Raw genomic sequence first — 13,059 nt, 5'->3', positions numbered from 1 at the left:
ATCGCTATATCTCACTTGGCTGCAAGACCTCATGGGTCAGGCGCCTGGCCAGGGTTTGCTCGCTGGGCTGTGCGTCGGTGAAGCCCGCGGCGAGCAGGCGTTCGTAGGTCTGTGAGCTCATCTCTCGGCCGGTCAGTACTTCGCTGTGGGGCACGTGCAGGGCGTCGGCCAGGCTCAGCAGTTGCGGTTCAAGTGGCGTTCGTTGTTCGGGGGTGGCCGATGCCCATTGTTTCTGCGCAAACAGCAAATCATCCAACCGATCAGTCAGTGCCTCGGCATGCTCGATGCTCGCGCGAAACTGGTCGGCATAGGTGCTGCGCAGGTGCTCGTCCCAGAACGGCTGTTCGAGCATCTTGTCCACCAGCCCTTCGCCGGCCTCCAGTGCCTGCACCGTGGCATAAGCGTTATCCAGCCTGGCGTCGTCGACCTCGGCGGTGGCGCGGTAGGTCATGTGTTCGCTGACCCAAGGCAGGTCCAGGCGCCCCTTGAGCCCGCTTTGGTAGGCCAGGTAGACCTCGACTTCATCCACCGTGCCCGGCAGGCTGTCGACCATCTCGGTGCTGAAACGCAGGCCCTGGCCGCCTTGCGCCACGGGTGTGACGCGTTGGCGGATATCGGCCTGGGCCACTTGGTTGACCAGGTCCAGGCGCGCCTTGCCCTTGGCCAATTCAGCCAGGCGGATATGCAGGTATTCACCTCGTAACAGGCCCCGAGCGGCGAACAATTCCAGCTCGATGCCCATGGCATTGAACACATGGGCGCCGGCGTCGGCGCAGTTGATCGGGTGGCTGGCCATGGCAAACAGTTGCGTGCGCAGCGCCTGGTCCTCTTCGGCCCCGATCAGCAGGCGCCAGACTTTGTTGGTCAGCTCGCGGCGGTGCGCGCGGTATAAGCGTTCGTCCTGTTCGTGCTCAAATGCTTCCGGCTGTTCCAGGCTCTTGATCACTTCGAAGAAACCCTGTGAGCCATGTTCGCGCTCGACGTTGTTCCACATCTCACGTAGCCAGGGTTTGTGCCGCGTGCTTTCGTCCTGCAGCCAGAACGTGATATCGCCCTTGGGTGGATACGTTCGGTACGGGTCCAGGCCGTGGGCCAGGCGATAACTGACCAGGCGCTGTTCGCCTTCCCGGCTCAGTTGGTTGCGGTCGATGCGGGCGCGGGCCACTTGTTCCGCCTCCGGTTGCCAGGGCAGAAACTGCGGCACGTCGCTGATCGCGGTGTTTTGCAGGTCGAGGGCGAAGTTGGCCGGGCGCGGTGGGTCAAACAGGCCGATGGGCCATTCACTGATCCCGGTGCCACGCAACGACAGCGCACGCAGGTGCGGCATGCCAGTGATATCCGGGGCCTGGGTGAGGGCGCGGTTCTGTGCCAGGGATAATTGGCGCAGCTGCCCCATGCCCGCGAGTTGCTCCAGGCTGGCCGCGTTCCACTGGATCGGGTTGTTGTCCAGGTGCAACTGGGTCAGGTAAGGCAGCTCGACCACTGCCTGTGGCAATCGGGTCAGGCCGTTGCTGCGCAGGCTGAGGTAGACCAATTGCGGGAAGTTGGCGATGAAACCGGTGTCTGCGTCGAGCAAGCCGGCGTCGATCAAGTCCAGGTGCTGCACATGAGCGAAGCTGGCGCGCAACCTCGGCAGGTCGCTCAACTGGCCGCCCAGGGTCACGCCTTCGAGACTCAGGCCGATGCCTTCCTCACCGGGATTGAGGTTGTGTTCCCAACTGCGGATCAGCGCCTGGGCCAGGTCGAGACGGCGTTGGGTGGTTTGCGCCGTTGCTGGCTCGAAGGTGCGGTTGACCCAGTTGCTGAGGTCTTCCTGCAAGGCGTGTTTTTCCTGTTCGCGGGCTTCGAACACCAGGCGCTGGGCAGGAGATTCAAGGCCGCTCAGGTAGGCCTCGATATCAGGCTGGGGCGCGAAGGGGTAGAGAGATTTGACCCGGTCTTCCAACGTCGGCGGCAGGTATTCGCTGCTCCATTGCGGCACGCGGTGCATGGGTTTTTGCGTCAGCACCAGAGCGTCCGGCGCGACGTCGGCGCGCAGCGGCGGCTCGGCCAGGACGGTGCGACGCACCTCGGACGGTTGTAGGGTTGCCATCAGCCAGGTTTTTAAGGCAGCGCCGTCGCCTGGGGCAAAACCCAATGCAGTGCGCTGGCGGGCGGACAGGCAGTGGAGCAACGCCTCGTAGAGATCACTGGCGGCATGCAACGGTTGTTGATCGCCGTCGTACACCTCATACCGCCCGGCATCATTGCGAACCAGAACACGGCGGCGGCTGGCCTGCTGCGGTCCGGCGCTGTAACGCAGTGAGCCTTCGGGCGAATGCTGACGGATTTGCAGGTGCAGGTCGCCGAACGCATCGCTGTGCAACTTGAGGGTGTTGAGCAGCATGCGTTCGCTGTCCGCGCTCAACGGCCCCTTCTGGTAAAAACCTTCGTAGGCGTGACTGCCCCTGGCCTGCAACAGCCGCTCGCGGGCCAGGTTGCGCAGGCGCAGGGGCAGGCGTTGTTCAGCGTCCATGACCTGGCGTTCGTCGCGGCGCGCATGGCTCAGCACGTCGTCTACCAGGCTTTTGGGGAGCTCGGGAAGCGCCTCGCGTACCAACCTATCGTGTGCGCGGGTGACCTCTTCACTGTTGCGGTAGAGGTAGTCGAACACTGCGCCCTGCTGCCCCGCGAGGTGCGCCGCAAGCTGTTCGCGCAGTGCATCGATCTGCGCCGCGCGGTTTTCGGGCACTGCGCCGAGCATGGCATGGCGCTCGTCGGTGTCGAGAAAATCCACCAGCCGCTCGGGTAACAATCCGGCGTTCAGGTCCTGGCGGCTGATACGCAACACCAGGTCCGCATCCGCCTCGCCAAAGCGTACGCACGGGCCTTCCAACTGCGGGTTTTCATACACCTCAATCGCCTTGGCTGACGGCCAACCCGGTAATTCCCGCGCCAGGTGCGGGCTCCAGTAGGTGGTTTCATCGGCGGCGATGCCGGCGCGGATCTGCTCGGGCAAACGGCGTGCCTGCTGGTCGAGGGCCGCGCGTTTGAGACTGTCGGCCAGCAATGGCGCAATGGCTTTGCGCAGGCTGTAGGCGCCGCGCACTACGTCAATCGAGACGCCGCTGCTGGTCAGCGCTTGCCTGCGCTGTGAGGCATCGAGGTCGGGGGCCAGCGCGTGCAGCAGTCGTGGCTCGTCCCAGGCGGCGGCGGTGTCGTTGTGCTGAAGTGTCGGCGAGTAAGCGTCTCGTCGTTCGGGATGCAGGATGCGGTAAAGGCCGTTATCCGCTATGGGTTCCAATGCATAGTGCTCACCCTTCCACGGCAGCAGCGTACGGCCCTGATGGGTGTGCAGCCCACGGCTGTCGGGGGTCGACTCCGCCGGCAGCACGAGATTTTTTTGCGCGTAGGGTTTGAGGTCCGGGTTCCACAGGCGCGTCTTGCCATTGACCTCTACCGCCTTGAGTTGATTGACGAAGACCGAGGGAATCAACGCGCCCGCAATCCCGAACGCGCCCAGTTGCACCACATCGCTGACCACCCCGACCAGATGCCCGGCGGCTTCCAGGGCCTGCCCTTCGGCCAGGTCGACCACGCCTTCCACCACTTCATCAAGCAATTGATAGGCGGTGTAGCCCAGCATCACCTCCCCCAGCAGCGGTACAAAAGGCGTAATCACCAGCAACGCGGCATTGAAGATCTCGCTGAGCAGACCGCTGGCGTTGTCCCACCAGGCCCAGCGCGCGCGGCTGTCGGCGTCGGCGGTGGACACGGCCAGGTCGCGGGCGTCATTGAGGATTTTGTTCAGCGCCTGTTGGTAACGGGTGGTCCACAGGTCGCCGCCAATATGCTGGGCGGCGTAGTGCGCAGGTTGATCCAGGCGGCTGGAAAAAAGCCTGCGTTGCGACTGGTCGACAAAGCGGCTGAAGAAGGTGCGGTAGGCCGGTTCGCGCAGACGCGCACTGAGGTCCTGCTTAAAGGCCAGGGTGCTTGGGTACTCCTTGACCGGGCACTGTGGGTCATCGGGGATGTAGGCGATCACCGGCACCACCCTACTGGCGCTGTCCAGGTCGGCGGCGACCAGCAGGATGCCGGTCAACAGGCTGTCCATGATCTGCAAACGGTAGCACTGCATCACCCCGCGTTCGCCCATGATCAGCCGTTGCAGCACATGAAAGCTGGCCGCAGTGATTGCCTTTTGCGCCAGCGCCACGTGCGCGGCGGCGTCGAGCGCGGCCTTCTGGCTGGCGATCACCGAAGCCTGCAATGCCGGCTGTAACAGGGGCGGTTGCAAGTGCGCCTGGTATTGCTTGCCCAGGTCCAGCTCGCGGCACAGGGCGACGAACTGCTCGATGCTCATGCGCTGCTTGAGCGGCTTGATCGTGAAGTGGCCGCGCTGATCGGGCCGGGTGATGTAGCTGGAACTGGCGGTAAAGCGTTCGCGGCTGGCGAAGTTCTGCAGCGCCGCATCCAGCAGCGACACGGTGCGGCTGGTGCTGCCCTTGAGCAGCGTGCCGGACTCGGTATGCAGGAACAGGTAGGTGTCCTTGACGCTGTCGTTGAGGCCATGGCGTGTGTTGAGCGCCTTGGCCAGCAGCGGTTCGGCAAACGCATACAGGTCCTGAAGCGCCTGCAATTGCTGGTCGACGGTATTCTGAGTGCTCCAGGCCTGGGCGTTGGCGCGCTTGAGCTCGGGCGTTGCGCTCGGATGCCAGTGCTCGATGGCCAGTTGGGCGCTGGCCAGCGCTTGGGCGCGTGTCCATGACGTTGTGCGCAGCCAGTCGGGCAGGGTCTGTGTGATCAGTGAGTAATGCGGGCCTTTATCGGGTGGCGACATGGCGGATGACCTGTTATTAAACAAGGTCATCAGCCTAGGGGCGGCAAACACGCCCGGGCGTTAGATAGTTAGGTCGGCCATGGCCAGTGCGCGTCGCGTCAATTGGCGGCGCAAGGCTTTTTGCTCGACGGCCAGGTTTTGCAGCAGGCGGGTGTAGGTGGCGTCGGTCATCGGTGCGCCGGTCAGCACCTCGCTGTGGGGAATGCCCAGGCTGTCGGCGAGGTTTTTCAGGGTTTGACGCAAGGCGACTTTTTCCTCCTCCGGTGCCTGGGGTTTGTTCGCCAGGGTGTCCTGGATTTGCTGCAGATCATCGACCATGCCCGCTTTTTCCTGGAACCGTTCGGCGTTGCGTTGCAGTTCATCGCCGTGGGTGGCGTCCAGGTAGTCGTCCCAGAACGGCACGTCGAGCATCTGGTCCAGCAGGCCGTCGCCTTGTTCGGCGCTGATGATCTGTTGATGGGCGCTGTCGAGCAGGTTTGCCGACACGTCGGCGGTGGCGCGGTAGACCATGTGCTCGGCAAGCCAAGGCAAGTCCAGGCGCTGCTTGAGGCCAGTCTGGTAGGCCAGGTGTACTTGCACTTCATCCACCGTACCGCGTACACCGTCGAGCACTTCGGTGCTCAGGCGCAGGCCCAGGCCACCGCGCCCGGTCGGTGCCAGGCGGCGCTTCACCTCGGCTTCGGCCAGGCGATTGACGTGGTCCAGCCGGGCTTTTTGCCGCGCCAGGTGGGCCAGGTGTGCGGCGAACGTGTCCGCGCTCAACTGCGCCCGGCGCCGGTAGGTTTCGTACACCAGCGTCTCGACGCCGAGGTTATTGAAGATCTGTGCACTGGCATCGGCACAGTTGCCGGGGGTGCCGGCCATGCGGAAAAACTCGCGGCGCAGGCCTTCGTCCTGATGCATCGCGTCGAGCATGCGCCACACATTGGCGCTCAAGCCGGTGCGGTTGGCGATGAACGCGTCGCGGTCACGTTCGGTTTCGACCTGCTCGGGCAGTTGCAGGCTGCGGATCACCTCGAAAAAGCCTTGGGAACCGTGCTCCTGTTCCAGATCGTTCCATTGGTTCTGACGCCAGATACGCTCGCGAGCATCGAAGCCTTGTAGCCAGAAAAAACTGTCCTGCGCGCCGCGCGGTGGATAGGTGCGATAAGGGTCCAGGCCGACCTCAAGACGGTAACTGACCATGCGTTCCTCGGCGTCCAGGCCCAACTGGTTGCGGTCCAGGCGCGTGCGCGCCACCAGGTCTGCCTCGGGTTGCCAGGGCAAAAACTGCGGCACGTCGTGGACCGGCGCGTTCTGCATATCCAGCACGAAACCGCGTGGTCGCGGGTGCTCGAATAGGCCGTTGGGCCAGTCGGCGATAGCGGTATTGCCCAGGTAGAGTTCGCGCAGGTCACGCATGCCGCTGACATCCGGGGCGGTGGTGAGGTTGCGGTTGTGGGACAGGTCGAGGGTTTTCAGTTGGCTGAGGTTTTTCACCTGCTCCAGTTGCGCGGCATCCCAGCGCAACGGGTTGGAGCCTATATCCAGCTGGGTCAGGCGCGGTAGGTTGGCCAGGGCCGGCGGCAATTGGGTGAGGTGGTTGTGGGTCAGATCCAGGGACAACAGGTTGGGAAATAATTGCAGGAACGGCACATTGGCGTCGGTCAAGGCGGTGTTGGGCATGGCCAGGCTGGTGATGTGGCCGAAGTTGCTGCGCAGGGTCGGCATGCGCAGCAGGTTGGGGCCCAGGGGCCAGCCCTCAAGGTCGAGACGACTGCCCACCTGTCGCTCGCCAAGGTCGTCGATGTAGCCGCCTCCGGAGGTTTCCCAGCTGCGTTGCAAGGCACGCGACAGCAGCGAGCGGACCATGCGTTCGGTCTGGCGGCGTTCCGCATCGCCGTCATGGAAGTCGGTAGGGGCCTTGACCCAATGGTCCAAGTCGTCCACCAGGGTCTTTTTCTGTCGCTCCAGATCCTGCAGCACCAGGCGACCTTCAGGGGTTGAAAACGTCTGGGCGCGAGCGTTGACCTGTTCGGCGCGCAGGTGCGGGTAGAGCGCACGTACACGGTCTTCCACGGTCGGCGGGGTGACGCCGAGCATTCGGCTGACCCACCGAAAGCGTTGCAGGGGGATCAGGTTTTCGCCGAGCGGCGCTTGCATCGGCTCATCCAATAGCAGGCGCCGCGGCTCCAGGCTCGCCAGGCGGTCCATCAGCCAATCGCGTAGCTGCGCGCCGTCGGTGAAGGCACGCTGATTCACCTCGGGCAGGCTCTGGAGCAAGGCGCTGTAGAGGTCGCCGGGGGCGGTCAACAGGTTGCCGTCGTGGTCGTGCACCCGGTATTGCGCGTGCTCGTCGCGCACCAACACACGTACTCGTCCGGCCTGCTCGGGCCCGGCCTGGCAGCGTAGTTTGCCGACGCGGCTGTGCTGGCGGATTTCGACGCGTGTGCGGCCAAAGGCATCGCTGTGCAGCTTCAGCGTATTGAGCATCAGCCGTTCGGTGTCGGGAGTGATCGCTTGCGTGGCGTACAGACCTTCATGGGCATGGCTGGCGCGAGCGTCCAAAGCCATGGCGCGGGCCAGGTTTTTCACGCGCAGGGGCAGGTGCTGTTGTGCGGTGATGTGCTCGATCTCGTCCGGGCGTGCCTGCTCGAGCAGGCTGCGCACCAGGGGGGTGGGCACTTCGGGAAACGACGCGCGGATCACTTCGCCTGGTACCGAGCCCGATGCCTGGCTGTTTTCATAGAGGTAGTCGAAGACATCGGGTTGGCGCTGGGCCAGGTTATCGGCAAGGCGATTGCGCAGTGCCTCTATTCGTTGGGCGCGTGGCTCCGGCAGGGTGTTGTCGTCGAGAAAGTCCACCAGTCGCTCGGGCAACAGGCCTTTGTTGAGGTCCTGGTGGCTGATGGCCAAGACCTTGGAGGCGCCGGGATCGCCAAACTCGGTGGCCGTCCCGGTGAGGCTGGGTTCCTGGAACACATTTATCCGATGGCTGGCGGGCCAGCCCGGCAGTTCCAGGGCCATGGCGGGGCTCCAGTAGGTCTCCTCATCGGCGGCGACACCTGTGCGGATGTTCTGCGCCAGGGTGAGCGCCTGTTGGTTGAGGCGCAGGCGGTGCAGGCTGTCTTGCAGCAGCGGTGGCGGGGGGCTGTGTTCAGTGTGCATCGCGCATAGGTGTTCGGGTTCGGTGCCACTGTTGCGACTGACCTGAGCCAGTTGTGTGTCGCTGAGGTCGCTGACCGAATGGCCGAGGCGGCGCAGCAGTTTTGCCTCATCCCAGGCTCTGGGATTTTCCGCCTCATGGCTCCACGCGCCTTGGCCGTTGTGCTGCAAGCGGGGTGCATAGGCATCGCTACGGCGGGGATGAAGAATGCGGTAGTCGCCCTCGACGGGGTGTTGTTCAACCCGGTAGTGCGCGTTGTCCAGCGGCAGGATCGTACGGCCCTGCTGTGTGTGCAGGCCCAGGCGGTCGGGGCTCGAGTCCGGCGTCAGGTCGTGATGCACATAGGGCTTGAGGTCAGGGTTCCACAGGCGCTGCCGGCCCTTGACCCACACCGGTTTGAGCTGATTGACGAATAACGACGGCAGGATTTTCCCGGCCGCGGCAAACGCCCCCAGTTGCACCACGCTGCTCACCACCCCGACAAGATGTTGCGCCGCTTCCAGCGCCTGGCCCTCGGCGAGGTCCACCACGCCCTCGACCACTTCATCCAGCAGTTGGTACGCGGTGTAGGCCAGCATGGCTTCGCCGAGCAACGGTACAAAAGGTGTGACCACCAGTAAGGCGGCGTCGAAGATCTCGCTGAGCATCTTGCTGACGTTGTCCCACCAGCGCCAGCGTGCATGGCTGTCGCAGTCGGCGGTGGACACCGCGAGTTCACGGGCATCGTTGAGGATTTTATTCAGGGCTTGCTGGTAGCGCCGGGTCCACAGGTCGCCGTCGATGCGGGTTACGTGGTACTGCAAGATTGGACTGTTCACGGGCGTGTCGCGCCAGGTGGGGCGAGGGTCTGTCACGTCATCCTTGCGATGCCACTTGACCGTGCTCAAGCGCTGCGCCAAGCCACTGAAAAAATGCCCGCGTTGCTGCTGGTCGACAAACTGGCTGAAAAACCGGCGATAGTCCGCATCGCGCAGGCGAGTGGTGAGGTCATTCATCAAGGCCACGGTGTTGGCGTGCTCCTTGACCGGGGTGTGCGGGTCGTGGGGGATGTAGGCCAGCAGATTGACGGCCTCGCGAGCGGTATCCAAGTCGGCGGCGATCAGCAGGATGCCACTGAGGCTGGTATTCATCATGCCCAGCCGATAGAACTGCATCACCCCGCGCTCGCCCTTGAGGGTGCGCTGCAGCAGGTGAAAGCTGGCGGGCGTGATGTGCTGCTGCGCCAGCGCCATGTGCGCAGCGGCGTGCAGGGCGGCTTTTTGGCTGGCAATCACCGATGCTTTCAAGGTGGTTTGCAACAGGTGTCGTTTGAGATGGCGTTGATACTGCGCGCCGATATCCAGGCGGCGGCACAGGGCGGTGAACTGCGCGATGCTGATGCGCGGCTTGAGCTTGAGCACGGTGAAATGCCCACGGGCATCGGGCTGGTTGATGTAGTCGCTGGCGTCGGAGAAACGCTCGCTGCTGGAAAAATTATGCAGGGCCGCGTCCAGCAGCGACACGCTGCGGCTGGTGGCGCCCGGCAGGATGTGGCCTTTGGCACTGACCAGAAACAAGTAGGTCTGACGCACATCGACGTCGACCTGGTAGTGGGTTTTCAACGCCCCGCGCAATAACGGTTCAGCGAAAGCGGGCAGGTCCTGCAGCGCGCTCAATTGCTGGTCGACGGTATTTTGGGTGGTCCAGGCCTGGGCGTTGGCGTGCTTGAGCTCGGCGGCGGCGGTGCTGTACCAGGGCTGGATCGCCAGCGCGGTGCTGCTCAGCGCCTTGGCGCGGGCCTTTGAGGTGTTGAGCAACCATTTGGGCGCGGCCTGCTGGATCAGTTCGACGTGAGGGCTGGTATCGGGTAACGGCATGGCGGATGACCTTGTTGGATGAACGAGGTCATGAGCCTATTGGGCGAGCGTCGGGCCGGGAGTTAGATAGTTAGCGGCCAGCGGCTGGCACAAGGTCTGGCTGCCCGGCTGCAGGTACGGCATGAGGATCGGCGCCATGCCCTTGAGCACCTGCACCGGCAGCGCCGAGGTAAAGGTGAAGTGCTCGGCGCTGCGCCCCGGCACAAACGCAGTGAGCGTGCCGAAGTGATGCTCGCCCAGGTAAAACACAAAGGTCGCGGTGCGGTTGATCGACTTGGAACTGAGAATACGCCCACCAGCACCGACGGCCTCGATGCGGTTATCCCCGGTGCCGGTCTTGCCGCCCATGGCCAACGGCGTGTCGTCGGCCAGTTTGAAACTGCCGGCCACGCGTTTGGCGGTGCCGGCGTCCACCACTTGGGATAAGGCCCCGCGCAGCGCCCGCGCCACTTCCATCGGCATCACGCGCTTGCCGGGGGCGGGGTCGTTGACCAGCCGGGTTTCATAGGGCGTGCCGGCGGCAAAGTGCAGGCTGTCGATGCGCAGCACTTTATCGCGTACGCCGTCGTTGAGAATGATGCCCATCAATTCCGCTAGCGCCGCCGGGCGATCCCCCGAGCTGCCAATCGCCGTGGCCAGCGACGGCACCAGGTGATCGAACGGATAGCCCACCGCCTGCCAGCGCTGGTGAATCTCCAGGAACGCCTCGATCTCCAGCATGGTTCGGATGCGGCTGTCGCGCGCGCCCTGATGGCGGCTCTTGAACAGCCAGCTATAGACCTCTTGGCGCTCGAACTCGCTGGCTTTGACGATCTGGCTGAACGTCGCTTCGGGGTGATGGAGCAGGTAGCCCAACATCCACAAATCCAGAGGGTGGACCTTGGCGATGTAGCCCTGGTCGGGCAAGTCATAGGCGCCGGGGCCGTAGCTCGCATACAGTTTTTGCAGGCGTTCATCGGTCAGTTTGGGGGTGGGTTTGGCGCCGCTCAGGTGCGAGCGCAGGAAACGGTTGAAACTGTCCTGGCTGGCCTCGGGCAGCAGGTAGCGGTGCACGGCCGCCAGGCGGATCGGCGTGGGGTGGATGCTGTCGAGGAACGTCTCGAGCCGCGCCTGGGTGTCTTTTTTCTGGTACTTCTTCCAGAACTTCTGCAGGAAGGTAATACCCTCGCGATCGGCGAATTTAGCCAAGTATTCCTGGCGGCGCGGGTCGTTGTCGTCCTTGAGTAATTCAGCGCTGTTGTTGGGCCCGGCATAGGTGGTGTAACGCACCACGTCGCGCATCAGGCGAATGAACGGCAGGTTGATCGATTCGCGCAAGGCGTCGCGCAACGTGGGGTTGCGGCCATTGTCCTGACTGCGAAAGTTATGAAAGGTGTGCAAACCACCGCCGGTGAAAAAGCGTTCGCCGGGGCTGGCCGAGTAGGTCCGGTCGAGGGCGGCGTCGAGCATCTTGCTAAGGCTTTTGTCCGGGGTCTGGGTCAGGTAATCCACGGCCCAGCGGCTCAGGCGGTCCTGGTCGGCGACCTCGGTTTTCTTCAGTTGGGCCGGTGTGCGCGCGGCGTATTGGTCATGCAACTCGGCAATGATTTGCAGGTAGGTGGTGAGCACCCGCAGCTTGGCGGTGGAGCCCAGTTCCAGCTTGCTGCCTTCGTTGATGTCGAAGGGTTGGTCGGTGTTGTCGGTTTGCACCCGTACCCGCGAGCCGTCCGGTGTCAGTTCGAACAAGGTGAAGCTGTAGCGCACCTGGGGCGTGCTGGTCGCGGTGAGCAAGCGTTCGCCCAACAGGCCGATCTGGCGTGCGTAAGCCGGGTCGGCCAGTTGCCTGAGGTAGGCGCTAACCTCGGTTTGTAATTGGCTTTGCAAGGTACTGGTGGCGGACAGGTCGAGGCGGTCGAGGTCGTAGAGCGGGCGCTGAAGCAACCCTGCCAGGCGGCTGCGCGCCGCGCTGATGCCCTTATTGGTCTCGATCGGTTGCACCGTCGGTTGTTGCACCCAGTCCCGGTAAGTGACCTTGCTCGCCAGCGCGGCTTTCAAAAGCTCAGGTTCGATCACGCCATTCTGGGCGAGCAGGCGCAGGTGGCTGTCGGTGAGTTGCGCCAATTCTTCGCGGCCCTTGGCCAGGTAATGGGAAGGGCGGCGCTGGGCGATGATCAACGACAGCACCTGACGTAACGCCAGGCCTTGTTGAGCACTCACCGGCCCCAGCAGCGCCTGGTTGACCTGGTTGAAATCGGCGCCGTACCACACCCGCAAACCCTCGGCCATCCCGTGCACTTCGCCGTGCCCGGGGACTGCCGACAATGGCACGCTGTTGAGGTAGTCGCGCAGGATGTTCTGCCGTGCGGCGAGGGTGTCCGGCCCGTCGTGGTAGGCGCGCACGGCGGCGGAGAACATCTGCCGCAGCTTCTCGCCACCGGACAGGGTCAGGCCATCCGGCGAGTGGCGGTATTTTTCCAACTGGGTCGCGAGCGTGCTGCCGCCGGCGCTTTGGCCGGGCAAATGCAGCACTTTGGCAACTTGCGACCACGCCGCCTTGGCAAAGCGTGGCCAGTCTACCGCCGGGTTTGCCTGGGGTTGGGCGGGGTCGAGCAGGTCGCGGTTTTCGATAAACAGCAGGCTGTTGCTCACCAGCGGCGGGATCACGGCAAAACTGGCGTACAGCTGCTGTGGGTAGTTGTATTGATACAGCGGCACGGCGCGGCAGTCGGTGATGGACAGCCCGGCCTGAATCTTTTCCGCGTAGGGCACAAACAGGCCCTTGGCGCTGTAGTCCATCAAGGCCGGGGAAAAGCGCGCCTGGGCCTCGATCACATAACCGCGCTTGAGCAGGCGCGGCAGGAAGCTGTCGAGGTCGCTGTAGCCCAGGCGGCGGTCGAACGGGCCGGCGCGGGGGTAGGCGATGGTATCGCTGGGGCCGGGCTCGACCTGGTAGGTGAGGCTGCGGGCCAAACGGCTGAGTTCCTGGGCTTGCAGGCGCGAGGTGCGCACCTCCTTGGCGGCAGCAAACCCCAGGGCAATAAGCCCCATCAGCACGATCAGCCAGAACAGCCGGCGACCGTAACGGGGCCTGGGGGTATTTTTCGGTGACGGCGCTGGGTCCGAACTGCCGTGTACTTTCGCAGCCTTGGTCGATTCGGTTTGCCACAGTGCGCCCATAGTCGATTGATCCCTGCACGCAGATTGATCGGACTTGCTGGAAGCTTAGTCGCTGAGGGCTGCCCGTGAGGGAAATCTGTTTT

General features: G+C 63.7%; 3 protein-coding genes. All 3 read right to left on the bottom strand.

Annotation, left to right across the window (positions count from 1 at the left end; translation table 11 throughout):
- Window positions 1-4: 4 nt before the first annotated feature.
- Genes BFP95_RS18845 through BFP95_RS18835 form a run of 3 tightly spaced genes read right to left on the bottom strand, consistent with a single transcriptional unit; the run spans window position 5 to window position 12,976 of the window.
- Window positions 5-4,819: an NEL-type E3 ubiquitin ligase domain-containing protein gene (locus BFP95_RS18845; protein ID WP_065910551.1), complete on the bottom strand. Its 4,815-nt coding sequence runs from the start codon at window positions 4,817-4,819 to the stop codon at window positions 5-7.
- Between the two features lie 60 nt (window positions 4,820-4,879).
- Window positions 4,880-9,820: an NEL-type E3 ubiquitin ligase domain-containing protein gene (locus BFP95_RS18840; RefSeq protein ID WP_065910550.1), complete on the bottom strand. Its 4,941-nt coding sequence runs from the start codon at window positions 9,818-9,820 to the stop codon at window positions 4,880-4,882.
- A gap of 36 nt (window positions 9,821-9,856) precedes the next feature.
- A complete protein-coding gene (locus tag BFP95_RS18835) occupies window positions 9,857-12,976 on the bottom strand; it encodes a transglycosylase domain-containing protein (RefSeq protein WP_065910549.1) in 3,120 nt (1,039 codons plus the stop codon).
- Window positions 12,977-13,059: the final 83 nt, after the last annotated feature.

The sequence above is a fragment of the Pseudomonas sp. 58 R 12 genome, from assembly GCF_900005865.1.
In the GTDB taxonomy this organism is placed as follows: Bacteria; Pseudomonadota; Gammaproteobacteria; order Pseudomonadales; family Pseudomonadaceae; genus Aquipseudomonas; species Aquipseudomonas tritici.
The sequence above is the reverse complement of the archived record's forward strand: the minus strand, read 5'-3'. Positions and strand labels throughout refer to the sequence as shown.

Excerpts from the sequence above, each read along its gene's own strand:
- BFP95_RS18845 (WP_065910551.1), bottom strand. The coding sequence starts at position 4,819 with ATGTCGCCACCCGATAAAGGCCCGCATTACTCACTGATCACACAGACC.
- BFP95_RS18840 (WP_065910550.1), bottom strand. The coding sequence starts at position 9,820 with ATGCCGTTACCCGATACCAGCCCTCACGTCGAACTGATCCAGCAGGCC.
- BFP95_RS18835 (WP_065910549.1), bottom strand. The coding sequence starts at position 12,976 with ATGGGCGCACTGTGGCAAACCGAATCGACCAAGGCTGCGAAAGTACAC.